Genomic DNA, 24,312 nt, shown 5'->3' on the forward strand with positions numbered 1-24,312 from the left:
CGACCGTCCGCACCGCTTCTGCCTTCGATTATAACAGTATGATTGAACTCGTCGAAGACAAGGGACGGTTCAACACTTCGGAGCGCAACGCCGAAGAAGGCGGAGTGGAAGATTACAATAGCTCCAAGCCAAAACGGCTCCGCTGCGAAAGGAGGCTGTCGTGAGGATGTTCACCGCCCTCGAGTTGCCCGAACGCTTCGCCGATGACGTATCGGCGCTCGCCCGCCGGTTGGAGGCAGTCGTGGAGGGGCGCTTCGTGCCGCGCGAGGCGCGCCACCTCACGCTCGCGTTTCTGGGCGACGTGCCCAAGGCCGACGCTCTGGTTGCCGCCGACGCACTCGAAGCTGCGTGCGCGGAAGTTCCCCGTATCCCGCTGCGCGCCGCAGGCCTCGGCACGTTCGGCCGCCAGGACGACGCGACGCTTTGGCTGGGCATCGCGCGATCCCCGGAGCTTGAGCACCTTGCCGCCCGCTTGCGGAAAGAGCTCGCCGCGCGCGAGCTTTCCTTCGACGGCAAGCCGTTCAAGCCCCACGTCACGCTCGCGCGCCGCGCGCGCATCCCCCGCGGGAACCTGCCGCCTCTGCCCTTCCCGCTCGCCAACCAGGCCGAGACGGCCACGCTGTTCAAGAGCACGCTTCGCCGCGACGGAGCCGCATACGAGCCGCTTCGCTCCGTGCGCCTCGTCGGATAGCGTCTGCGGGAAACGGCCTCACGCCGTCGTGCGGTCGTGGTTCACCACGCGGCCGAACAGCGCGCGCACCTCGTCGGCGTCGCTTGCCTGCCCGCGCGCCCACATGGTCTTCGCCACGAGCGCCTCGGTGGTCATGTCGCCGCCATCGAGGATGCCGGGGTGCTCGGCGAAGGCGCGCCCGACCTCGTAGACGCCCAGATCGCACCCCTCCTCGGGCACCTGCGTGGTCAGTACGAGCGTGCGGCCCGCGTCCACCCAGTCGAACAGCGCCCGCTGAAAGCCGCCGTAGGCGGGAACGCCGCCGACGCCGAACGTCTCGAGGATGAGGGCGTCGTAGTCGCGCGCGAGCAGGGAGAAGAGCTCGGGATTCATGCCCGGCATCAGCTTGAGCACGCACACGCGCTCGTCGAGCCGGTCGTAGACGAGAGGCGCGCTCCCACCGCCTTCGCCCTGCGTACGCGTCGCCATCGGAGCGCCGGCGCGCACGATGCGGTCGTTTCTGATGAGCGCGACTTCGGGGAAGTTCACGCTCGAGAACGCGTTGAAGCTCATAGTGCGCTGCTTGCGCGCGCGAGTGCCCGCGATCACGGCGCCGCCGAACACCACCGACACGTCGCGCGAGCGGTCGTCGGCGGCGTAGAGCAGGCTTTGGTACACGTTGAGCTTCGCGTCGGTGAAAGGGCTGGCCATGGGCTTTTGCGACCCGGTGAGCACGATGGGCTTCGGGCTTTCCTGGATGAGGTAGGACAGCGCGGCGGCCGTGTAGGCCATGGTGTCGGTGCCGTGGAGCACCACGAAGCCGTCGTAGGCATCGTAGGCGCGCACGATCTCGTCGCGGATGCGCATCCAGTCGGCGGGGCGCATGTTCGTGCTGTCGATGTTCATGGGCTGAACCACGTCGAGCTCGCACAGGCCCGCGACCTCGGGCACGTATCGCGCAAGTTCCTCCCCGGCGAGCGCAGGCCGAAGGCCGCCCCCGTCCTCGACCGAGGCGATCGTGCCGCCAGTGGCTATCAGCAGGATGTTCTTCATGACGCCGGCTCCTCGTTGCTCGCTATCGCGCGTGCCGTCGCGCCCGCAAAACGCGCGCGACGAACGCAGCGCCCCAGTATAGAAGCCGGCCGATCGCACGGTCAAGGGCAGCTGCGCAAAACGGCCCCGAAGCGCGCCCTCGCGCGCTGGAGCCCCGGGCCCGCGCCCCTCGCGGATCCGGGTCCTCGCCCCTCGCGTCTCCGGGTCCGCGCTCTCGCGCCTCCGGGGCCGCGCCTATCGCGCCCCTCGCGCCACCGGTTCCGCGCTCTCGTGCCTCCGAGCCTTTGCCCACCGCGTCCAAGGACTCTCGCCCCTCGCGCACCTGGGACCACCCTTGATCGGCCCCTTCAAGCCTCTCTTCCACCCTTTCCGCCATCCCTCCGCTGCGCCTTTCGCCGCCCCTTTCACTGCGCCCGCGAAATCGACCCCGAAACGCGGCACCCCTTACAGACGCGACGGAAGCGACGCGATGCGCCTGCGTCCTTCGCCCTCGCGACGCCCTCGGCACGCACTCCCGCCGCAGCCGCGAAAGCGCTCCGGACCCCGTGCGGCGTTTTCGGCAAAATATGGCCACGAAACCGCGTTCTGGCACGAAAACGCCCCCTTGCGGCGAAGTCGATTTCACGCCACCTGGGCATTCTCGCTCCCCTTTCCGTCCTCAGGGGACGAAAAGCCGCGAATCCGTGCCAGAGCGCGGTTTCGTGGCCAGAAAACGGTCAGAAATCCGCACGAGTCCTCAGCGAGCTCGCAAACGCCGCGAAAGAGGAAGAGGGCCAGCGCAACCGGCAACCTCAGCAGCGTCCCGTTCGCCGCGATTCCGGACGCGCCTCCCCTGCACTCGCCAAGAGGCAGCTCGCCTCGAATGCGCGCCGAGGCGAGCCGCCTTCCGCAAGCGCACGGTGGAGCTCCCCGGCGCCCCGCACGGTCGCGCGCCCGAAGCGCGCCGGGACGTCCCGACAACGCGCGGCGCATCGCAGCCGTTCGCGCAGTCAGTCGTGCAGAAACCGCGAATCGTCGAACGACCTCGACCCATTCGCGCGCGCAGAGCCGTATACTGATGCTCTCGCCGACGCGGCAGCAAAGACGCGGCGCGGCGCAGGAGACGAGGAAAGGCTGGCAATGGGCGGATTCTTCGGGGCGGCGTCCCACAACGACGTGGTGCTTGACGTGTTTTTCGGCGTGGACTACCACTCGCACCTTGGAACGAAATGCGCGGGCATGGTGTTTCACGATGCCGACGAGGGATTCCAGCGCGAGATCCACTCCATCGAGAACACGCCGTTCCGCACGCGCTTCGAAGACGACCTGCCCGGCTTCCACGGCGGCAGCGGCATCGGCTGCATCAGCGACACCGACCCGCAGCCCTTGCTCGTGCGCTCGCACCTCGGAACGTTCGCCGTCACCACGGTCGGCGCCATCAACAACGCCGAGGAGCTTGTCGAGCAGAACTTCGCTAGCGGAGGCCGCCAGTTCATGGCGATGAGCTCTGGCAAGGTGAACACCACCGAGCTCGTCGCGGCGCTCATCAACCAGAAGGACGACTTCGTCTCGGGCATCAAGCACGCCCAAAACGCCATCGAAGGGTCGCTCACGCTGCTCATCATGACGAACGAGGGCAAGATCATCGCCGCACGCGACAGCATGGGCCGCCTGCCGGTGCTCATCGGCAAAAGCGAGGCGGGGCACTGCATCTCGTTCGAGTCGTTCGCATACCACAAGCTGGGATACCGCGACGAGTACGAGCTGGGGCCCGGCGAGATCGTCCTCATCGACGCCGACGGCTACCGCACCATCTCCTCCGCCGGCGACCACATGAAGATCTGCGCGTTTCTCTGGGTGTACTACGGGTATCCGAACTCGAACTACGAAGGCGTGAACGTCGAGGTCATGCGCTATCGCAACGGCTCGATCATGGCCCGCGACGAGGCCGCGCGAACGGGAGTGCCGCAGGTGGACTACGTGGCCGGCGTGCCGGACTCGGGCGTGCCGCACGCCATCGGCTACTCCACGGAGTGTCACACGCCGTTCGGACGGCCGTTCATCAAGTACACGCCCACCTGGGCGCGTTCGTTCATGCCGAGCAACCAAGACGTGCGCAACCGCGTGGCGAAGATGAAGCAGATCCACATACCCGAACTCATCCGCGGGAAGAAGCTTCTGTTCGTGGACGATTCCATCGTGCGCGGCACGCAGCTGCGCGAGACGGTGGACTTCCTTTACGAGTGCGGAGCCTCGGAAGTGCACATGCGCTCGGCCTGCCCGCCCATCATGTTCAGCTGCAAGTACCTGAGCTTCTCCAGCACGAAGTCCGAGATGGATCTGCTCGCGCGGCGCGTCGTGCAAGACCTCGAAGGAGACGAGGGGCAGAGGCACCTGGCCGAATACGCCGACGGCTCCACGAAGCGAGGCGGGTGCATGCTGCGCACCATCTGCGAGCAGATGGGATTCGACTCGCTGGGCTATCAGTCGCTCGACGGCATGCTCGAGGCCATCGGCATCGACCCGGCGAAGGTGTGCACGTACTGCTGGACGGGCGAAGAGTAACCGCAGTTCAAAAGCTTGCCGACCGGTCTGGCGGGACACCTCGCCAGACCTTTTCTTTCGCCTCTTTGCTGTCCCATTATCGGTACTTGCGTCGCCGGAAAAGACAGTATGCTGCACGCGTACTTGAAAACGCGTCGCAAGGAGCCGCCATGAACGCAGTCGCTGTCGCCTTTTCCGAAACGTCCCCCCGTCCCTCGCAAGAACGTCGCGCGGTCGAAGTCCGCGTCATCGCGGGCGGGCGCACCTGCTCTCAGAGGATCCCCCGCCATGCCCGCGCCGAACGCATCGGCAGCCCCAGGCCCCGCCTTGGACGAACCCTGGCGGGAACGCCCTATCCTCTCAGTGCCAAAGATCGCTCCTTCGCCGTGGCGGCCGGCATCGTGTTCGCCGTCGTCTCGTTCGCCAGCGCGCTTGCGTGAGGGCGAACGACAGCGGACGGCCCTGCCGCATGCGGCAGGGCCGTCCGATCGTGCTTCGGATTCTACCTGGAAAAACCCGTTTGCGCGTGTTTACAGCAAGTGGGCGCGCAGCTCCTCGGCGCTTGCCGCGGACAGGTACGCGGGCGGGACGTCGAACAGCGTTTTGCAACCCGTCTGCCCCTCCTGGCTCATACGATGCACGGCGCGGGCGCATGCCGCGAGCACGCTGCCGGTGAACTCGGGGTTCGAGTCGAGCTTGAGAGAGAACTCCACCACATGGCGATGCTCGCCCGCCTCGCCGGTCGCCCCCGAGCGGATGACCGAGCCGCCGTGGGGAATGCCGGCATGATCGCGGTCGAGCTCCTCCTGCGTGACGAACGTCACCGTGGTGTCGTAGTCGGCGAAGTAGTTCGGCATCTCGACGATGGCCTTCTCGATGGCGGCTTTGTCGGCACCCTGCTCGGCCACGACGTAGCACTCGCGCGTGTGCTTCTGGCGGGTCGTCAGCTGAGGGTTCTCGCCCGAGCGCACGGCTTCGAGCGCGGCGGGCACGGGAACCGTGTACTGGCGGGCGTCGGCCACCCCGTCGATGCGCCGGATGGCATCGCTGTGCCCTTGCGAGACGCCGCGGCCCCAAAACGTGTAATCTGCGCCGTCGGGCAGGATGCTCGTGGCGTAAAGGCGCGCGAGCGAGAACATGCCGGGATCCCAACCGGCCGAGATGATGGCCACTTTGCCGCCCTCCCGAGCCGCCGCGTCCACGCGCGCGAAATGATCGGGGATGTTCGCATGCGTGTCGAAGGAGTCCACGACGTTGAACAGCGCGGCGCACGACGGCGTCTGTTCGGGCAGGTCGTTCGCGCTGCCGCCGCACAAGACGAGCACGTCGATGTCGTCCGCATGCGCCGCGAGGTCGTCGGCAGAGCGCACCGCCACGCCTTCGGTGAGCGGCTTCACGCCAGCCGGGTCGCGGCGCGTGAACACCGCCACAAGCTCCATGTCGTCGTTTTGGCGGCAAGCCAGCTCCACGCCCTTGCCGAGATTGCCGTACCCCAAAATGCCGATGCGCGTTTTCGCCATGTCTCGCTCCTTGCCTCTATCTTGTCGCCTGTCTGTCGCAACGATCATCGGCGAACACCGTCTGCCCAGTCAACATGCGCAGGTCAACTCCAAGAAAGCCCCATCGCAACGAAACGAGTTGGAAACGTTGGAAAAGTCCTTGTGCGATCGAGAAGTCGACGCGCCCGCCCGTCGTTCGCGACGGACGCCAAGGTTGGTCACCAGTCTGTCGCCGTTGCTCCAAAACGAAGTCGCAGTCGCCGATTCTGGCGCGGTCGGTTGACTACCAGTCAGTTTGTCACTGCTCCAAAACCGGGCGAGCGCGGCTACTGGCAGAACCCCGGGTTGACTACCAGTCAGTTTGTCACTACTCCAAAACTCGGACTTCTCGATAGAAATAACTGCGTACGGTTGACTACCAGTCAGTTTGTCACTGCTCCAAAACAGCGTCCTCGCAATCCAATCAACGTACCGGGGTTGACTACCAGTCAGTTTGTCACTGCTCCAAAACAAGTCGACGGCTTTATCGGCAAGGCGAGCAGTTTGACTACCAGTCAGTTTGTCACTGCTCCAAAACAGGTGGCCGCCTCTGTGCCCGGAGGCGGCCGTTTGACTACCAGTCAGTTTGTCACTGCTCCAAAACCTACATCCGCGACCACGCGGAAAACCTGCTGTTTGACTACCAGTCAGTTTGTCACTGCTCCAAAACACAGGGTCTACCGGGACGGCGAGCTCGTCGGTTTGACTACCAGTCAGTTTGTCACTGCTCCAAAACACTTCGCGGCACCGAGCGCCCAGGGATTCGGTTTGACTACCAGTCAGTTTGTCACTGCTCCAAAACTCAGATGCCCGTTTCGCCGCCCGGCTCCGTGTTTGACTACCAGTCAGTTTGTCACTGCTCCAAAACGCGCATTGCGGCCAAACGACGTTCACCGCGGTTTGACTACCAGTCAGTTTGTCACTGCTCCAAAACAATGATGTAAAATAGTATGCAAATGGGAGGGTTTGACTACCAGTCAGTTTGTCACTGCTCCAAAACACGCGGACGGGGCCATGAGCGCCGTGCAGGTTTGACTACCAGTCAGTTTGTCACTGCTCCAAAACATGCCGACGGCACGCTGCGCGCCACCAGAGGTTTGACTACCAGTCAGTTTGTCACTGCTCCAAAACGGCGCGTCGGTCGTGTCGTACAGCTTGAGGGTTGACTACCAGTCAGTTTGTCACTGCTCCAAAACGCACCCGGCGCGCCAACACCGTGGAGGGGTGGTTGACTACCAGTCAGTTTGTCACTGCTCCAAAACCCCGAGGACCTGGAGGAGGTCGAGCGCGAGGGTTGACTACCAGTCAGTTTGTCACTGCTCCAAAACTTGCGCCCGGGGATCGAGCCGCCGGTGAACGGTTGACTACCAGTCAGTTTGTCACTGCTCCAAAACTGCGCGACATGCTGGACGCCGGGAAGGCGGGGTTGACTACCAGTCAGTTTGTCACTGCTCCAAAACAGAGAGGAGGCGAGGAATGAGGCGAAACGAGGTTGACTACCAGTTAGTTTGTCACTGCTCCAAAACCAGGACGACGCTGAAAAGGTGCTCGCCATCGGTTGACTACCAGTCAGTTTGTCACTGCTCCAAAACAACTGGTACCTCGACGGCATCAACAGGCAGGTTGACTACCAGTCAGTTTGTCACTGCTCCAAAACAGCGACATCAAAAACGCCATCGATATGATGGTTGACTACCAGTCAGTTTGTCACTGCTCCAAAACGCCTCCTCCATCATCGAGCGGATGTTCTCGGGTTGACTACCAGTCAGTTTGTCACTGCTCCAAAACCCGTGGCGGGCTCGAACGTCGTGGCGAGCGGTTGACTACCAGTCAGTTTGTCACTGCTCCAAAACACCACTGGCACATCGTGTCTAGGATCGATCGGTTGACTACCAGTCAGTTTGTCACTGCTCCAAAACCCGCCCTTGGACACGCTCTGCTCGACGTTCGGTTGACTACCAGTCAGTTTGTCACTGCTCCAAAACCTTGGACACTGCGAAGGCCGAGGCCAGACGGTTGACTACCAGTCAGTTTGTCACTGCTCCAAAACCGACAGGCCGCTGGGGCACGACAGAGGGCCGGTTGACTACCAGTCAGTTTGTCACTGCTCCAAAACTGTCGACCGACCTTGAGCGCATCGTCCAGAGGTTGACTACCAGTCAGTTTGTCACTGCTCCAAAACACCTTCGACGTCATGCGTATGGTGGACTACGGTTGACTACCAGTCAGTTTGTCACTGCTCCAAAACGATGGGCATCACGGGCACGACCGCCGCCGAGGTTGACTACCAGTCAGTTTGTCACTGCTCCAAAACTCCGCGCGTCGAAGGCAGACGACCTCGCGGGGTTGACTACCAGTCAGTTTGTCACTGCTCCAAAACACGTCACGGTGACGAACGGCACCCAGGGCAGGTTGACTACCAGTCAGTTTGTCACTGCTCCAAAACCAGGCCGCGTGGCACTCCGAGTAGGGCAGGGTTGACTACCAGTCAGTTTGTCACTGCTCCAAAACGTCCTCAACGACGGGCTCCACCAGTGGCCGGGTTGACTACCAGTCAGTTTGTCACTGCTCCAAAACGCCGAGGACGTGGACCCGCAGGCTGTGCTCGGTTGACTACCAGTCAGTTTGTCACTGCTCCAAAACGGCACTGCGCCATGGTGAGCTACGGTCTGCGGTTGACTACCAGTCAGTTTGTCACTGCTCCAAAACAAGTTCTCGTCCCTGATCTTTTGGTACAAGGTTGACTACCAGTCAGTTTGTCACTGCTCCAAAACCGGTCGCCACACGTGATGAAGGACTTGTAAGGTTGACTACCAGTCAGTTTGTCACTGCTCCAAAACCCGCATGGACACCGATAACTACACGCAGCCGGTTGACTACCAGTCAGTTTGTCACTGCTCCAAAACGCAAGTAGCATGGGTGGCAAGTACGAGGTTGGTTGACTACCAGTCAGTTTGTCACTGCTCCAAAACTGGTGCGCCGCCACTCCAAGGTGATGGGCAGGTTGACTACCAGTCAGTTTGTCACTGCTCCAAAACTCGGTGTACTGCATTCAGACTCCTTTACGGGTTGACTACCAGTCAGTTTGTCACTGCTCCAAAACTGTACTCGGTTCCATGCGTCAGAGTGACGGGGTTGACTACCAGTCAGTTTGTCACTGCTCCAAAACACACACATGGGATTCAACAAGGAGGTTTTCGGTTGACTACCAGTCAGTTTGTCACTGCTCCAAAACACACACATGGGATTCAACAAGGAGGTTTTCGGTTGACTACCAGTCAGTTTGTCACTGCTCCAAAACACACCCTGCTTGAAGATGACGCGAAGCCCGGTTGACTACCAGTCAGTTTGTCACTGCTCCAAAACCGGTCCGTCCACCACCCGGCAGTCGCCGGAGGTTGACTACCAGTCAGTTTGTCACTGCTCCAAAACCTCACCTTGAAGTTGCTGGTGATGACCGTGGTTGACTACCAGTCAGTTTGTCACTGCTCCAAAACCCGCCGCCGCGCTGTCCGGCGTCCTGGCGGGGTTGACTACCAGTCAGTTTGTCACTGCTCCAAAACCGTTGGGGCAAAATCCTCTCTGCGGGAGGACGGACAGCCGACTGGCACATAGCTTCATGATTGAAGAAAGTCCTTGTCAATACACATTTTTCTCTCGTATTCGAAAACCGCATCGTCGGGAACGTTCTCAAGCAGCAGCACGTTCAATTCCAGAAAAACCGCCTGTCGATAGAACTCTTGGACCTCATCTGGCTCCAAAAAATTCTTCAAATTGACGAAAACCAGCTGCTTTTCAAACGCGGCATCCGATGCGAATTTCAAAAACTTTATCAGGTTGTCAAGGAGCGCATCGAAGGGATCGACCTCAACGCCGAAATCAAAAGCCTTCAGGTATTTCCGCATCTCCCATTGTACTTCAAAGGCATAGTCCGATTGAAGCCGCAACCCCAGCGACGCCACCCGCTCCGACAACGCCCGTCCCGCCGTCTCTATTTCTTGGCGCACGTCATCCTCGGCCAGAAACATATCCTCGACACGTTCAAGCACCTCGCCCATCAGCGCCCTTTCCGACCAAGGAAGCTCGAAAGGGTTGAACACGAACAGGAAATAGTTTCTGGAACTGCGCCGATCCTCGCCGTTCCACAAAGCGTACGGCTCTAATGCCTCACTATCAAGCTCGGACGCCAACGACTGGCATATCCGCGCGAACAACCGACGATTGTGAACCTCCAACACCGACACCCTGTCGCTTCCCAAGGTCAGCGCTTCGGAAAACCCAGACAGAACAAGGTTCATAGCACCACAAACCCCTCCAACGTATCAAGCTCATCATGCGACTGCCTCGCCCCCGTGATGAACTCCATCGTGGCGAACTGCTTCTCCGTCACCTTGAGCGCTTGCACCAATCCAGCCGGCGGGCGGTGCTGCCGCAAGCGGTTGATGGCTGCGCCCGCCTGTGCGTCGTTCACCACCAGCTTCGCATACACCGATTCTTGCAACATGAGGTACCCCTCTTTGATAAGATACTTGCGGAACAGCCGGTACTCTTTCCGCTGCGCCGCCGTGTCGATCGGCAGATCGAAGAACACGAACACCCTCATGTACCGGATCCTCTCTCGAGCGCCCGTCACTGCTCAAAGCCCTCGATCTTGGATGGTGCCACGTTCTTATTGAGTGCCGCAAGGCAATCCTGCACGAAAAGGGACACCACCGAATGCAGCCGATACGACCCACCCTTGTACGTCACGACGCGATTTCCTAAATCGCCCAGCAAGCGCCGCACATCCTGATCGAAAAGCTCTTGCGCATACTCGTACGCCAAGCGGTCAACGATAGGGCGGAAGGGCTCCATCAGATCGCACGAGAAATTGAACTGGTTGTACTCGCTGCGATGGCAGATGCCACATTGCGTCAAGTACCCGCGCGAAACCACTTCCCGGTTCACCATAGAGAGCAGCACGGCATACCCATAGTTCAGAGCCGCATTGACCGGAATATCCTCATCGCGAGAGAAATCGCGACCGAACAGCGTTGCGAAGTACGCACGCGCCGCATGGGCTTCCCGGTTGGTCGTGTCGCCGGACTTCACCTCATCGCGACTCGCATAGAGCCGCCTCGCAGCTTCCACAAGTCCCTTCTCCTCAAGCACGCGCGCTTGCTGGCGAATCTTCTCCTTGACCACCTGCTGCCACACGCGCTTCTTGATTGGCTCGCCCCACGACAGCTGCTCCGCCACGCGCTTACTGGCGTTATGGGCACCGTACAGCGGAAGGTATTGCCCGATGGGGTTGCATTTCTCGTCGGCAACGACCAGCGATATCTTGCACTTCGCCAACTCCGCGAGCAGATAGGCGCTCAAATACACCTGCGTGTTCTGCAGGATAATGGACGATATTTCAGACAGGTGGATCTTCTTCGTATCGTCTGTCTTTCGCACCACGAGATAACCGCCTTGGTAGCTGCATCGGCATCGGCTCTCGATGAAGACGGTCCTAAAGGCCAATCGTCTCACGCCTTTCGAACATGCCGGTGACCGAGGTGTCGGCGAACACCACATCCTCTATTTTAGCGTGCAGGAAGCTGTTGGTTATCTTCCCCGCATTAGGAGAACCCCCGATAAGGGACAGAGACACTCGCTGTTTTTTCCCAGCATAGAACTCGATCAAGCCGACAAGCAGCAACCGTTTCTCGCTCTTCGTCAGAGCAAGGAATGAATCGCGACCCTTATCTAGCACATCCCGAACAGTCTTAAATCTTGAGCACAGATAGAGAGCCTTATCCCTCAGCTCATCGAAAAGCCGACCCATAGCAGCTTCGTCTAAACGCTCTGCATCGATCCTCTTGTCGCAAACATCCGCCGCCACCTTGAGCAGCTCCCCCGTCAACGCTAGCTGACGAGCGGAATACACCACATCCAACGCGGAGAGGTAGAATTCGTCGCCACCGTAATACACCTTGGAATACTTAAGGATACGACCCCTCAAAATCCTCTCGAATCGCAAACCCTCGGCATCCGCAACGCTCATCGCATACTGCTCGACGGTCAACTTGCCGCAAGCTATCTCGCGTGCAACTGGCAAAGGAACCCCCACGAACTTGGCACAGGGCTTCCCCTTGGCATCCAACGCACGATACAGCATGAAATACGAGAATTGCTCGCCCGAATAGCCGCCGTACTTTTTCGGAGAAAGGCCCTTCTTCAAAGGCAGCTTCTTTTCTTTACCGTGAGCAGGAAGCGGCTGCTGGTTCCAAAACGCCCCCCTCGTCTCCTCGGGCATGCGCGAGATGAAGCAATCCCTGTAGTCGAAGCAGCGTTTGATACGATCGACCTCGAAGTCCGCATCCCACGCATCGCGGAACACCTCGCCCGTCTCCACGTCGAAGCCTGGCGTCAGGAAGCTCGACACGATGAATCCCGCAGAACCCGGCATCTCGCGCGTCCGGCGATAGTCGTCCGCCTGCTTTTTGATGAACTGCCGCACCACCGCCGCCATCTTCACCGGCTCGTCGTATACAGCGCTATGACGATATTGAATGAACCGCCCCACTTGGCATGCCAGATAAGCATCGTGCGCATGGTGGAAGTCGTTGATCTCGCGGCTCTTCACAAGCCCGCACTGCTCGCGCAGCTGATGCGAGACGCCCGCTTTCACCGGTCGCACATCGCTTTCGGGATAGCGCGCCTGAAGCAGCTGCTGCACCTGCTTCACGATCTGGCTCGTCTCCACCAGCTGGCGGCTGACGAACTTCCTCATCAGCTCGTCTCCCACGCTCGTACGCGTCAGGTTGTTGAACTTCTTGTCACCGATGAGCCCCGCATCGCGCAGCGTGCGCCAAAACCCCTGCATGCGCGCGATGAGCTTCTGGTCCAGCAGCAGCGAATCGAGCTTGCGCTCGTTCTCATCCGCGTACACCAGCACCTTGTTCTCGAAGCTGTCGTCTTTGGTGTAGGACTGCGGCAGGATATGATCCACGTGATACGTCTGCAACTTGTTGATGTCCAGCGGCTTGCCCGAGTACATGCACTTGCCGCACTGCATGAAGTAGAGTGTAAGCCGCTCGTCGTCGAGCGCGTGCGAGTCGCGCTCCTTCAGTTCGGCGTACACGTCGGCATGCTGGCTTTTCAAGCTGGAGAGCGCCGCGTCCAAAGCCCGATAGCGGCTCGTGGTTCGCCGGCCCTTGTTGCGGGAATCCTCGTCGCGCGTCACCTCGACGTAGATATGCGCCGGAGGCTTTCCGGCGATTCGCGCGACTTCCTCCACGATGCGAAGCGCCTGGTTGATGCCGCGGCGCAAAGCCGGCGAGCCCGTCACCTCGTCGACCGACATCCCGCCCGCCTCGTGCGCGCGCTCGAGATTGCGCTCGTCTATCTTCGCTTGGAATTCCAGCAGGTCGTCGTGGAGTATCTCCATGAGGTTCATGGCAGCCCCCATGCGGCGCGCATGGTTCGGATCGCCTTCCAGCAAGATGTCCATGATGGTCTTGGGGCCGTTGTCGGTGGCGCTGCGCAACCCGCACAGAAGCTCGCTCGACAACCTTCCCCATCCGGTGTAGCGCCTCTTGCAAAGCCTGCCTATCTGCGCATCGCTCAAACGGTCGCCGTAAGCAAGTTTGATCTTGCGCTTCAAAATGGAGCGATCCTCGAACACAGTGTTCCACAGAACAACATCCTCGGCCATAGCCGCATCGGCTTCGGACAGCTCGTCGACCTCGAGGATCTTGCAGAAGTCGTAGTGCGAGGAGAGCTGCGACTCGAACGCGTCCTCACCCTGCCCGCCGGACACGTGGTACGCGCCGCCGACAGACTTGCCGCCCTCCGGCCCGTGCCTCTTCGCCAGCCATTTCTCCACCGCCTCGTAGGTCACGCGCTTGCGCTTCTTGAAGAGTTCCTCCACGATGCCCAGGCGATCAGCCGCATCGAAGCGATAACTCTTGTCGCCGTCCTGCGTCCACTTCGCGCCATTCAGCTCGTTCAGCACGCAGAACATCTCGTAGGCAAGCGAGCAGCGCGGCAGCACCGGCTCGCCTTTCAAGTAGGTGCAGGTGCCCGTCATGCGCCGGATGAAGTCCTCCGCGCTTTGATCTTTGTCGATGACGTCTTCCCAGTTCCACGGGTAGACGCGCTCGTTTTCCATTCCCTGCTTGCGCGACGACCACGCAAAGCGCGCCTCCCCCTTGCCGTCAACCGCAGCGTTTTTCGTCGTCAGAGGCCCCACGTAATAGGGGATGCGGAACGACACGAGGGATTTCAGCTTGCCTTTTTCCTGTGCGAGGAAGGGATAGTGCCGCGCTTGCCGCTCGATGATGGCCTCCAACTCTTCCAAATGCAGCTGGTAGGGAATGGAGCCGTTGTCGCTCGTTTTAAGGCGCCGCAAAAACGTGCCCGCCTCGATCGCGCGCTCAACGGCTGCGTACCGCTCGTCTTCTTGCGCGCCGATATCCGCAAGCAGCTTCCGCACCTCTTTGAGGAAGTCCTCGTGCGAGAGTTTGCTCGTGCCCAAGTTGTATTTGGTGTAGCCCTTCGCCTTGTCCGGGTTGTAGTCGTGCGTCCCCTCGTAAAACGGACCGCGGAAGAACTCGTCGTAGCGCTCGGGCCCGTAGGCACGCACCAGGCCCTTGAGCGTCTCAAGGTCGCGGGCGTAGCGCTCGTACTCCCCCACCTTGCAAAACGAGAGCGTCTTGCCTTGCGCCTCGCTCAAAATGCCCATCAGCACGTAGGACGAGTACACCTTCTGCATCGCCTCGAACAGGTCGCGCCCCTCGTCGGGGCACGCGTACGCTTCGACCTTCTCATCGTTGGAGAGCGCGAACTTGCTGCCCTCGGCTTCAACGAAGAAGACGTGCGAGAACTCGGCCGCATATCCCACCACGGCGGAAGACACCGCTTTGGCCAGCTTCTTGTACGCTTTCTCGACGCCGAGCGCCGCTTCGGCCCTCTCGCGCTTCTCGGCCGCCCTCAAAGAAGCGTCGCTGAGCGCCCGAACCAAAGCATCCTCGTCGAAAGCGCACTCGATGTCATGTTCCTCGCACCAGTCTTCAAGCGCTTCGCGCAGCCGTTTCACCGCTTCTTTCATATTGGCGTTTCTGGCGCTGAGCGCAGGGTTGTCCTCATGCAGGAAATTGCCCCGATGCTTCACGATGTTGTGAAATGCGAGGTAGATGAGGCGGATGTCCGCTTTCTCGTCCGCCTCGGTCAACCATGCGCGCAGATGGTAGATGGTGGGAAAGCGCTTGTAGTAGTCGGCCTCGGTGAAGCCCGCGTCGTTGAACAACGGCCAGCGGTAATCGCGATGCCCCTCGGCCCGATCCTCCGGATGAAGCCGCGCTTGGTTCATGCGAACGAAGAACTCCGGATCGACCTTGGCCATTTCGGGGGCGAATATTTCCTGGAGCCAGTCAAGGCGCTGCCGCCGGCGGTCGTAGCGTCTGCGCTGCCCACGGTGCATCCGCGCATCGGCCGCCGTTTGAGCCGACGGGAAAATGCGGCTTCCCCACGTGGGCTTCCCTTTGAAGCGGCACAGATCCCCGTTCTCATCGAGGACGGCCCACCCCACCGATCCGGTGCCGATATCCAATCCGATCTGGTACGACTCGACATTGCGCAAATTCATGGGTTTCCCTTTCTCGAGGCACCTGCTAGAATGGGGCATATCTTGATACCAGTCAAGATGTCACTGCGAGTCAAAATAAAGGCTGAGCCTTACTTGCCTTCGGGCGCCGCGGAGGCGGCACATTGACTCCGAACGCGAAGGATCCCCTGCGGGATCCTTCGCTTTTCAGGCTAGCCGATCTTCTCCACCTTCACGGCGCACACCTTGTACTCGGGAGCCTTCGACACGCGGTCGAGGGCGGCATTCGTGAGCCAGTTGCTGTTGCCGTCCTGGAAATGGAAGGGCATCCAGGTTTGGCCGGGATTCGTCTTGCCGGACACGCGGGCCGTGGACTGGATGGTGCCGCGACGCGACGAGACGCGCACGCGGTCGCCGTCGGAAACGCCGAGGGCCGCAGCGTCGCGTTCGTTGATCTCGATGAACGAGTGATCGATGATCTCGTTCACGCCGTCCGTCCTGCCGGTCATGGCGCAGGCGTTGTACTGGTAAAGGACGCGCCCCGTCGTCAGCATAAGCGGGTACTCCGCATCGGGCAGCTCGGCCGAAGGCCGGTACTCGGGAGTCGAGAACGCGCCGAGCCCCAAGGCGAACTCGCCCATGTGCAGGATGGGCGTGCCGGGATGGGCCTCGCTCGGACAGGGCCACTGCAAACCGCGGCCGGCAAGCGCCGAGCCGTCAAGGCGCTCATGGCTCATCCCGCCGTAAGAAGGCGTGAGCGAGGCGACCTCGTCCATGATCTCAGCTGCGCTCAGAGACGGCTGAGCATAGCCCATGCGGTTCATGACCTCGGTGAACATCTCCGTGTCCAATCGCGCGCCCGTCGGCCCCGCGACCGCCTTGCGCACGCGCTGCACGCGCCGCTCGGTGTTCGTGAACGTGCCCTCCTTCTCGGCGTAGCTGCGACCGGGCAAAACGACGTCGGCGTACTTCGCCGTCTCGGTGAGGAACAGGTCGTCCACCACGAGGAATTCGAGCGCCTCGAGCGCCCGGATGACGTGCGCCGTGTCGGGATCGGTGCGCACGGGATCCTCCCCGAAGAGGAACAGCCCCTTGATGCCGCCCTCGATCATGGCCGGGAAGCACTCGGTCGCCTTGAGGCCGCGCGTGCGGGGCAGCGGCACGCCCCACGCCTTCTCGAAGCGACGCGCCACCTCGGGATCGGCCACTTTCTGGTATCCGGGCAGATCGTCCGGGCCCGCGCCCATGTCGCAAGCGCCCTGCACGTTGTTCTGACCGCGCAGCGGGTTCACGCCGCCACCCGGTTTGCCGAGGTTCCCCGTGATCATCGCGATGTTCGACAGCGCCATGACGCCGTCGGTGCCCGTCGAGTGCTCGGTCACGCCAAGGCAGTACATGATGGCCGCAGCATCGGCTGCGGCGTACATCCGCGCCGCCTGCACGAGATCGCGCCGATCGATGCCGCACACCTCCTCCACCCATGTGGGCGTGCAGTCGCGCACGGTGGCGGCAAGTATCTCGAAGCCCTCGGTGCGCTCGCGCACGAAGTCCTCGTCGTAGAGGTCGTTTTGGATGAGGTAGTTCACGACGCCGTTCGCGAACGCGACGTTCGTGCCCGGCCTCAGCTTCAAATGGATGTCGGCTTGCGCCGCCAGCCCGATGTCGCGCGGATCCACCACGATGAGCCGGCATCCCCGCTCGACCGCGGCGCGGATCTGCATGCCGATGACCGGATGCGCCTCTTCGGGGTTCGACCCCACGAGCATGATGACGTCGGCCTTGCGCGTCACGTCTTCGATTGAGTTCGTCATCGCCCCCGAACCAAGCATGGTCGCCAGACCGGCGACCGTGGGGGCGTGTCAAACACGCGCGCAGCAATCCACGTTGTTCGTGTGGAACGCCGCGCGGGCCATCTTCTGAAACAGGTAGATATCCTCATTCGTGGAGCGCGAGCACGCGAACGCGGCAAGCGATTCGCCCCCGTGCGCGTCGCGCAGCTCCGTGAAGCGGCGCGCCACCAGATCGAGGGCGTCGTCCCAAGCGGCGGGCTCGAGCTCTCCCGTGGCGGGATTGCGCACAAGCGGCGTGGAGAGGCGATCGGGCGCATCCACGAAGTCGAAGCTGGCCGAACGCCCCTTCACGCACAGAAGGCCGTGGTTGGACGGGCCGTCGGCCGCCTCGGCGTCCACGATGCGGCCGTCTTTCACCACGAGATCGAGCTGGCAGCCCACGCCGCAATGCGGGCATGTCGTGCGCACGCGCTCCGTCTCCCATAAACGGTAGTCCGTCCGGCGCTTCTCGACGAGCGCTCCGGTCGGGCACGCTTGCGCGCAGTTGCCGCACGACTCGCAGTCAGTGGCGCGCCACCCTTCGCCGAACGGCGCCTCGATGGTCGTGCGCACGCCGCGCTTCCCGGCAACAAGCGTGTGGTTGTGCGCGGCCTCGTTGCACGCCCCCACGCAGCGCTGGCAGCGAATGCACAGATTGGGGTCGTAGGAGAGGAACGGGTTGGCGTCGAGCACCGGCTCGCGCTTCTGCGCCACCTCGTAGGAAGACGCGAGCACGCCGAACTCGCGGCACAGATCCTGCAGCTCGCACGCGCCGTTCTTCTTGCATGAGAAGCAGTAGTTCGTGGAGTCGAGCCCGTGGTCGGCGACGATGAGCTCAAGCGCGATGCGGCGGTAGGCCTCCACGCGCGGAGAGGACGTCGTCACCGCCATGCCTTCGCGCACAGGCGTCGAGCACGCCGGAACCGGATGATCGAGGCCCTCCACGTCCACCACGCACACGCGGCACGAGGCGATGGTGCCGCGCTCTCGCAAGCAGCACAGCGTCGGGATGCGGATATCGGCCCCCTTCGCGGCCTCGAGGATGGTCACGCCCGCTGCGGCCTCCACCGCGACGCCGTCGATGATGATGTTAGGCATACTGCTCCCTGCCTCCCTCGAGCACGCCGCAGCCGAACCGATCGCAGCGCAGACACCGCCCGCATTCCTGCGCAACCTCCTCGCGGCTCATGCCCGTCTCAACGTTCAGAAAATCCCGCTTGCGCTCACGCGCCGGACGCTCCCCCAGCTCCACGCGCCCCATGGGCGTGCGGTCGTTCGGAAGGGCGCTCGGCACCTCCACCTCGTAGGCCAGCTTGTGGTGAAAGCCCAGATGCTCGTCGATATTGCGCGCAGCCACCTTTCCCGCTGCGATGGCGCGGATGACCGTCGCCGGCCCCGTCTGGCAGTCGCCGCCCACGAAGATATGCTCGAATCCCGCGGCGCGCAGACGCTCGTCGGCAACGAGGCGCCCCCGGTCGGCTTGCATGCCGAACCCCTCGAACGGCGCGGTGACGACGTCCTGCCCCACCGCGACGAGGACGATATCGGCGGGAATGAGACGCTCGGGCTTGTCGGCCGCGACGGGCGCGGGTCGGCCGCGCTTCACGGGGCCGATCATCTGCGGGCGCGTGACGAGCGCCGCGCAGCGCCCCTTTCCGTCGCGCTCGATGCGCTCCGGAGCCTCGAGCGTGATGAGCTCCACGCCCTCGGCCACGGCGCTCTCCACCTCGGTGGCGAGCGCCGTCATATCCTCGCGACGGCGGCGGTACACCACCGACACCTCCTCGGCGCCCGCACGGACCGCCGTGCGGGCGCAGTCCATGGCCACGTTGCCGCCGCCCACCACGACCACGCGCTTGCCCGAGAAATCGGGCTGCGCGCCATCGCCGACGGCCCCCAGAAGATCCACCGCCGAAAGCACGCCCTCGGCCTGCGCTCCCGGAAGCGAAAGCCCCTTGCCCGCCTGCGCGCCCACGGCCACGTACACGGCGTGGAACGTTCCCGCTATGTCGCGCAGCGTCTCCGCATCCACCTCGACGCCGCAGCGCACGGTAATGGTTCCGGCCTGCATGATGCTGCGGATGTCCTCGTCGAGGCGCTCGCGCGGAAAGCGGTACGCGGGGATGCCGTAGCGCATCATGCCGCCGAGACGTTCGCGCGCCTCGAACACCGTCACGCGATGGCCCATGAGCGCGCAAAAGTACGCGCAGGTCAAACCGCTCGGGCCGCCGCCGATCACGGCAACCGTGCGCGCGGTGTCCACGCTGCGCGGCGGCGGTGCCACGGTGTCTGCCGAAGCGGCGTCCACCGCGTAGCGCTTGATGCCGCGGATGTTCACGGGCGCGTCGATGAGCGCGCGGCGGCAGCGCGCCTCGCAGGGATGCTCGCACACGAACGCGCAGGCCGTGGGAAACGGATTGTCCTTGCGCACGACGTTCACCGCATCGGCGTAGGCGCCTGCGGCCACGCATGCGATATAGCCCGGCACGTCCACATGCGCAGGGCAAAGCGTCTCGCACGGAACGGTCTGCCCCACCCCCTTCTGGCAACGACCCGCCGTCAGGTGGCTTTCGAGCTCGTCGGAGAACGCGGCGAGGCCATCGAGCAGGGCCCCGGCCGCCTCGTAGCCGATGGCGCAGTCCGAAGTGTCGCGCACCATTTCGGCGAGCGCGCGCATGCGCGCAACATCCCCCTCGTTGGCCTCGCACGACACCACGCGAGAAAGCATCGCCGCAAGCTGCGGCAATCCGTCGCGGCACGGCACGCACTTTCCGCACGTTTGCGCCGCCGACGCCTGCAGAAACGACAGCTCGAACGCAAGGGGGCACGTCCCCGGCGGCACGGTGCGCACGCGCCGGGAAAAGCGCTCGGCCACCGCGGCCACCCCCGCGTCATCGCGCGCCCGCGGCGCGATCGATAGTCTCGTCAACGTCTCCTCCACCCTGATCGAACGAACTCCTCCGTATTCTAGCGCAAGCGCCTGCCCCTTCGCCCGAGCGCTCGGCGAACCGACACGGTCAGCACGAACTGGCAAAACTATCGTACAGATGTTCTTTTTTTCGCAAGTCCCACAGAAGGGACAGGCAAGAAAAATCTCACGCGTATGATGCGTTGCAGGTTCGCAAACGAAGGAGGAGCACCATGTACGAGCCGTCACGCCATCTCGCGACCTTCCACCTCGCCGGCTTCCAGCATTGGGACGGGGCGCTCGTCCTCGACCGGCTCAAACCCGGCATCGCACTCGGCCTCGCGCCCGAGCCCGACAACCCGCACGACCCCGACGCGGTGGCCGTGCGCCTCGACGGAACCAAGATCGGGTACCTGCCCGCCGACGAAAGCCCTCTCGTCGCGCTCATGAGCCGCTTCGGACACGCCGACGCGTTCGAGCTGCGCGCCCTCCAGGTGGATCCCGAGGCGGCACCGTGGAGGCAGGTGCGCGCGGGGCTTTTCGTGAGGGACGCCCGATGAACCGGGGCGTCGGCGCCGCGACGGCGTTCGCACGGCTCTACCATCGATGGTTCGACGATCCGCTGGCCCTCGCCGACGAAAGCGCCCGGCAGGCGCACGCGGTCGTCGGCGAGCAGGTGGCCGACGTGCTTGCGCTCTGGGACGAACGCGCACGCTCTTGGCTCCCCGGCACGCCGACCGTCCTGCGCCTCGAAGCATGCGACCTTGCCGCGTTCGCGATGCGCGCGCCGCACATCGCGCTGCTCTTCGGCACCGTCGACACCGCAGCGCCCACGGCGGCGTTGGGATGCGCGCTGCACTGGGAGTGCTTTCGCCCCTGTTCGTACGCCATCGACCACACCGTTGTCGACATCGAACTGGAAACCGACGAGAAAGGTCTGCTCGTGGGAGCGCAGGTCGCGCTCGACGACGGAGGCCGCATCGCGCTGGGCGGGCACGCCGTCCGCGCACTTCCATGCGCGGTATGAGCGCGCCCCGCTCGCGGCGCCTACTCGTCGTACGAGGCCGCGATGGCGGCGAGGTAGTCGCGGTACTCGTCGGCGAGCGCCCGCGGCTTCTCCACGCGCACGCGGTCGCCGAACTGCGCGAGCCAGCCGAAGAACACGGGGCTCTTCATAACGGTCACATGCACGCGCGCCCTGCCCGCGCCCGCCAAAGACGACTTCACCTCGCGCCCGAACCGATCGATGACCGCGCCCATCGCCTCGTCGCTCACCAAAAGCGTCGCCGCGACCGGGCTCCCGCTGTACATGCCGAACGCACGGCTCTCGAGCTTTTGCGCGTCGAACGTGGCGATGCGCTCGTTGCGCACCGCCGGCTCGTCGAGCACGCGGATGCGGTCCATGCGGTCGACGCGGTACGTGGCGAACCCGTCGTGCTTCTCGTTGAACGCCACCAGATAGTAGTACCCTTCGGCGTACACAAGCTGCACGGGCGTCTCGACGTAGCGGTCCCCGCCATGCTGCGCGACCTTCTCCTTCGCCGCGTCGTATTTGAAATAGAGAAATGACACCTTGCGCCGCTTCGCAAGCGCCTCCTGGATGCGGTCGACGCTGTAGTACACCGACTCGTTCTGCATTTTGATGCGGCCCTCCACGTGCACGCGCTTGTCGAGCAGCGCGCGCTGGCGCCGAGACGCGAGGCGCTTCACCCCCTCTACGAGCGCGTCGCTTTTGCGCTGCGTGAGGAAACGCGAGCTTTGCACCGCATCCACGAGCAGCACAAGCTCGGGGAAGGCGAAGTCGCGCTCCTCCACGCCGTACTCCACCGGCGCGCGCTGATAAGCGCGCACGTCCACGCCGAACTCGCGCAGCGCCTCGATGTCGCGGTAGACGGATTTGCGCTCGGCCGAGATGCCCAGCTCCTCCAATCCCTCGAGGATCTGCGCCATCGTCAGCCCCCGTTCGGAGTCCGTCTCCTCCATGAGCATGCGCATGAGGTAGAGCAGCTTGAGTTTCTGGCGGTTCGCGGCCACGGCCCCTCCTTGCATCGAATGCGGCCCTCCAGGAGCGAGTATAGAGCGACCTCCCCTTTCCCGTCGCGAAAAATCGGCAGACGCTCCCGATCCGCGCGCTCGACCTCCGCAGATCCGGCACACCCCCGGATCCGCGAAAAAGCGAGGGGCCGCGCTTGAGGCGAGCGACCGCCCCAAACATGCAAGACCCCTTCCGAAAGGCCCTTACCGTCCGCCCTCCCGCTCCATCCCCTTGATCCCCTGCGCAAGGCGAACGAAAGCTTGCGGATCGTCAGAGAATGCGATGCGCGCGCGACGACGCCACGCACGGGGCGAAAGCCCCGTCCGGCGGCGAAACGCCGCGGAAAAGCTCGTGGGGGATTCGTATCCGCATGCGCGCGCGACGTCCGTCACCGCCATGCTGCCATCAAGCAGCAGCTGGCAAGCGTGCTCGATGCGCGTCTCGGCCACAAAGCCGGCGGCGGTTTTGCCCATGACCGCTTTGAACACGCTTTTGAACTTCGTCTTGCCCATACGCGAAAGCGCAAGAAAATCCTCCTGCCTCAGCGGCTCGTCGAGATGCGCGCGAATGTGCTCCACCACCGCCGCAATGCCGAAAGCATCGTCTCGGCCGACGGATCCGATCCGATCCCCCTCCATCCGCAGCACCTGCCCCATGAGAGCGTCCACCGATCCCCGCAGGATAAGCTCATCCGACGCGCAAGAAGCGCGGGAGAGGCCCGATCGGGATGTCTGGCCCGCATGGGTCCGCGCCGTCTCTTCGAGCGCTTTCAGCAGGCTCACCACCTCGGGTCGCCACGCGCCTCGCTCGCCGGTCGCTTGGAGCACTGCCGCCACCGGCCCCAGAACCTCGGTCAGCCCGCCGCCCAAGTTGGCGCGGCAGTACTCGTCAGCGTACTCCACCTCGGTGTAGGCGAAGCGGATTCCCCGCGGCAGCAGCAACGCCGCCGGACGCGAACGCGTTTCCAGAAAAGCGCGCGCCTCGCAGGGCGGCAGCAGCCCCGCCCTCTCGCGACGCACCGCGAAGTAGCGGTGAAAATCGAAACTGAACTCGCAGCTGCACAGCAGGGTGAAGTCACACGACGCCACCACGGCCTCGCGCCCGAGCGACCACGCCCAGTACCAGCCCGTCGAACGCACGCCGTCGCCCCGGTACAAAACGCCCCCGGCTTCGCCTGTCACAGGCGGCGCGGGCAGCAGCCCGATACGCGCCAAGGCGTCGTCGAACGTCTCGTTGACGAACCTCGCGCCCTCCTCCCGCGCATCGCGCCTGCCACACGTTTTCGCGATCCCCCGCTCATCTTCGGCCCCACGCCCCTCAAACCTATCCGATTCGCCGTTTTTCATATGAGCCCGGTCCTTTCCTTCCCGCCGCCCTCGCGCTCATGTTCTCCAATGGTTACTTTTTTATGGTATCGCAAACGCTTCGTTTGGAAAGAGGGTTTCATGCAGAAGAAAACCGCCGCCACGCGGGCGGATCGGCTCGATGTGCGCACGAAGCTCATCCTGCTCTGCCTCATCGTGTTCACCGGAGCGCTCGTGAAGGACCTTGCATGGGGCAGCGTGCTGTTCGCCGTGGTAGCGGCGCTGTGCTTCGCGATGGGACGCGCCCGCACGGCGCTGTCGTTCATCGGCGGCTACCTCGTCATCGTCGGGCTGTTCGCGCTGGCCGGCCATCTGCCCGCCGGCGCGGCCGGGGCGCTGGGGTCGGCCATGCTGCTGGCGCGCACCGCCATGCCCGTGGCCCTGTTCGCCGTCGTGTTCGCCACCAGCACGAAAACAGGCGACCTCACGGCCGCGCTGTACGCGCTGCGCATGCCGCGCTCGCTCGTGATCCCCTTCGCCATCATGCTGCGCTACTTCCCCACCCTGCGCGAGGAGGCCGCGGCCGTGAGCGCGTCCATGCGTCTGCGCGGGCTGGAGCTTTCCGTCCGCAACCTGCTTACGCGCCCCGCGCCCATGTTCGAGGCGCTGGCCGTGCCGCTCATGCTGCGCTCGGCGAAGATCGCCGAGGAGCTGGCCGCGGCTGCCGTGGCGCGCGGCATCGACCGGCCGGGCCGCAAGACGGCCTACCGCCGCCCCGCGTTCCGCGCGCTCGACGCCGCCGCCTTGGCGGGCACCGCGCTGGCGTGCGGGGCGCTGGTGGCCGTGCGGCTGCATGAGGGCGTCGCGGGGGTGCTGTAGAT

Annotated in this window: 15 protein-coding genes and 1 CRISPR repeat array; of the genes, 5 read left to right on the forward strand and 10 right to left on the reverse strand. The window is 63.3% G+C overall.

Features of this window, described 5'->3' with window-relative positions:
* Positions 1–166 precede the first annotated feature (166 nt).
* Positions 167–691 carry an RNA 2',3'-cyclic phosphodiesterase gene (thpR, locus tag C2L80_RS04745; protein WP_239938714.1) on the forward strand — a complete coding sequence of 175 codons (525 nt, stop codon included), beginning with the start codon at positions 167–169 and terminating at the stop codon, positions 689–691.
* Between the two features lie 18 nt (positions 692–709).
* On the opposite strand, the gene C2L80_RS04750 is transcribed toward thpR, so the two are convergent.
* Positions 710–1,723, reverse strand: coding sequence for an asparaginase (locus C2L80_RS04750; protein ID WP_103262771.1), 1,014 nt, complete (start codon positions 1,721–1,723; stop codon positions 710–712).
* A 1,119-nt stretch (positions 1,724–2,842) separates the two neighbouring features.
* Here C2L80_RS04750 and C2L80_RS04760 point away from each other — a divergent pair.
* Positions 2,843–4,267, forward strand: a complete 1,425-nt coding sequence (locus C2L80_RS04760; RefSeq protein WP_103262773.1) for an amidophosphoribosyltransferase — start codon at positions 2,843–2,845, stop codon at positions 4,265–4,267.
* 509 nt (positions 4,268–4,776) lie between these two features.
* Here the strand turns inward: C2L80_RS04760 and C2L80_RS04770 are convergent.
* The 7 genes from C2L80_RS04770 to C2L80_RS04800 form a co-directional block, all read right to left on the reverse strand.
* Positions 4,777–5,766 carry a diaminopimelate dehydrogenase gene (locus tag C2L80_RS04770; RefSeq protein WP_103262775.1) on the reverse strand — a complete coding sequence of 330 codons (990 nt, stop codon included), beginning with the start codon at positions 5,764–5,766 and terminating at the stop codon, positions 4,777–4,779.
* Positions 5,767–6,022: 256 nt separating this feature from the next.
* A CRISPR array of direct repeats spans positions 6,023–9,347; the repeat unit is 36 nt; unit sequence GGTTGACTACCAGTCAGTTTGTCACTGCTCCAAAAC.
* A 54-nt stretch (positions 9,348–9,401) separates the two neighbouring features.
* Positions 9,402–10,082, reverse strand: a complete 681-nt coding sequence (gene csn2, locus C2L80_RS04775) for a type II-A CRISPR-associated protein Csn2 (protein ID WP_087197028.1) — start codon at positions 10,080–10,082, stop codon at positions 9,402–9,404.
* Complete coding sequence (gene cas2 / locus C2L80_RS04780) at positions 10,079–10,387, reverse strand: CRISPR-associated endonuclease Cas2 (RefSeq protein ID WP_087197026.1); 309 nt, start codon at positions 10,385–10,387, stop codon at positions 10,079–10,081. Before cas2 ends, csn2 begins: the two co-directional genes overlap by 4 nt.
* Before the next feature lie 26 nt (positions 10,388–10,413).
* Positions 10,414–11,343 carry a type II CRISPR-associated endonuclease Cas1 gene (gene cas1, locus C2L80_RS04785; protein WP_275668732.1) on the reverse strand — a complete coding sequence of 310 codons (930 nt, stop codon included), beginning with the start codon at positions 11,341–11,343 and terminating at the stop codon, positions 10,414–10,416.
* Complete coding sequence (cas9, locus tag C2L80_RS04790) at positions 11,279–15,397, reverse strand: type II CRISPR RNA-guided endonuclease Cas9 (RefSeq protein ID WP_103262776.1); 4,119 nt, start codon at positions 15,395–15,397, stop codon at positions 11,279–11,281. The genes cas1 and cas9 overlap by 65 nt, the downstream gene beginning before the upstream one ends.
* Before the next feature lie 170 nt (positions 15,398–15,567).
* Positions 15,568–18,282: a formate dehydrogenase subunit alpha gene (gene fdhF / locus C2L80_RS04795; protein WP_103262777.1), complete on the reverse strand. Its 2,715-nt coding sequence runs from the start codon at positions 18,280–18,282 to the stop codon at positions 15,568–15,570.
* Positions 18,275–20,125, reverse strand: a complete 1,851-nt coding sequence (locus tag C2L80_RS04800) for an NAD(P)-binding protein (protein WP_476707476.1) — start codon at positions 20,123–20,125, stop codon at positions 18,275–18,277. The genes fdhF and C2L80_RS04800 overlap by 8 nt, the downstream gene beginning before the upstream one ends.
* A gap of 200 nt (positions 20,126–20,325) precedes the next feature.
* Here C2L80_RS04800 and C2L80_RS04805 point away from each other — a divergent pair, with 200 nt between their 5' ends.
* Both C2L80_RS04805 and C2L80_RS04810 read left to right on the forward strand, forming a co-directional pair.
* Complete coding sequence (locus C2L80_RS04805; protein WP_087197019.1) at positions 20,326–20,652, forward strand: HIRAN domain-containing protein; 327 nt, start codon at positions 20,326–20,328, stop codon at positions 20,650–20,652.
* Complete coding sequence (locus tag C2L80_RS04810) at positions 20,649–21,119, forward strand: hypothetical protein (protein WP_087197017.1); 471 nt, start codon at positions 20,649–20,651, stop codon at positions 21,117–21,119. Before C2L80_RS04805 ends, C2L80_RS04810 begins: the two co-directional genes overlap by 4 nt.
* Before the next feature lie 20 nt (positions 21,120–21,139).
* On the opposite strand, the gene C2L80_RS04815 is transcribed toward C2L80_RS04810, so the two are convergent.
* Together C2L80_RS04815 and C2L80_RS04820 are read right to left on the reverse strand one after the other, a co-directional pair.
* Positions 21,140–22,126: a helix-turn-helix transcriptional regulator gene (locus C2L80_RS04815; protein WP_087197016.1), complete on the reverse strand. Its 987-nt coding sequence runs from the start codon at positions 22,124–22,126 to the stop codon at positions 21,140–21,142.
* 204 nt (positions 22,127–22,330) lie between these two features.
* A complete protein-coding gene (locus C2L80_RS04820; RefSeq protein ID WP_087197013.1) occupies positions 22,331–23,473 on the reverse strand; it encodes a helix-turn-helix transcriptional regulator in 1,143 nt (380 codons plus the stop codon).
* A 99-nt stretch (positions 23,474–23,572) separates the two neighbouring features.
* Between C2L80_RS04820 and C2L80_RS04825 the strand changes: the two genes are divergently transcribed.
* Positions 23,573–24,310, forward strand: a complete 738-nt coding sequence (locus C2L80_RS04825) for an energy-coupling factor transporter transmembrane component T (protein ID WP_087197011.1) — start codon at positions 23,573–23,575, stop codon at positions 24,308–24,310.
* Positions 24,311–24,312 lie beyond the last annotated feature (2 nt).

It is taken from the genome of Rubneribacter badeniensis (assembly GCF_002899695.1).
Lineage (GTDB): Bacteria > Actinomycetota > Coriobacteriia > Coriobacteriales > Eggerthellaceae > Rubneribacter > Rubneribacter badeniensis.

Excerpts from the sequence above, each read along its gene's own strand:
- cas1 (WP_275668732.1), bottom strand. The coding sequence starts at position 11,343 with ATGTGGTGTTCGCCGACACCTCGGTCACCGGCATGTTCGAAAGGCGTG.
- C2L80_RS04750 (WP_103262771.1), bottom strand. The coding sequence starts at position 1,723 with ATGAAGAACATCCTGCTGATAGCCACTGGCGGCACGATCGCCTCGGTC.
- C2L80_RS04805 (WP_087197019.1), top strand. The coding sequence starts at position 20,326 with ATGTACGAGCCGTCACGCCATCTCGCGACCTTCCACCTCGCCGGCTTC.
- cas2 (WP_087197026.1), bottom strand. The coding sequence starts at position 10,387 with ATGAGGGTGTTCGTGTTCTTCGATCTGCCGATCGACACGGCGGCGCAG.
- C2L80_RS04820 (WP_087197013.1), bottom strand. The coding sequence starts at position 23,473 with ATGAAAAACGGCGAATCGGATAGGTTTGAGGGGCGTGGGGCCGAAGAT.
- C2L80_RS04760 (WP_103262773.1), top strand. The coding sequence starts at position 2,843 with ATGGGCGGATTCTTCGGGGCGGCGTCCCACAACGACGTGGTGCTTGAC.
- C2L80_RS04810 (WP_087197017.1), top strand. The coding sequence starts at position 20,649 with ATGAACCGGGGCGTCGGCGCCGCGACGGCGTTCGCACGGCTCTACCAT.
- csn2 (WP_087197028.1), bottom strand. The coding sequence starts at position 10,082 with ATGAACCTTGTTCTGTCTGGGTTTTCCGAAGCGCTGACCTTGGGAAGC.
- thpR (WP_239938714.1), top strand. The coding sequence starts at position 167 with ATGTTCACCGCCCTCGAGTTGCCCGAACGCTTCGCCGATGACGTATCG.
- C2L80_RS04825 (WP_087197011.1), top strand. The coding sequence starts at position 23,573 with ATGCAGAAGAAAACCGCCGCCACGCGGGCGGATCGGCTCGATGTGCGC.
- C2L80_RS04770 (WP_103262775.1), bottom strand. The coding sequence starts at position 5,766 with ATGGCGAAAACGCGCATCGGCATTTTGGGGTACGGCAATCTCGGCAAG.
- cas9 (WP_103262776.1), bottom strand. The coding sequence starts at position 15,397 with ATGAATTTGCGCAATGTCGAGTCGTACCAGATCGGATTGGATATCGGC.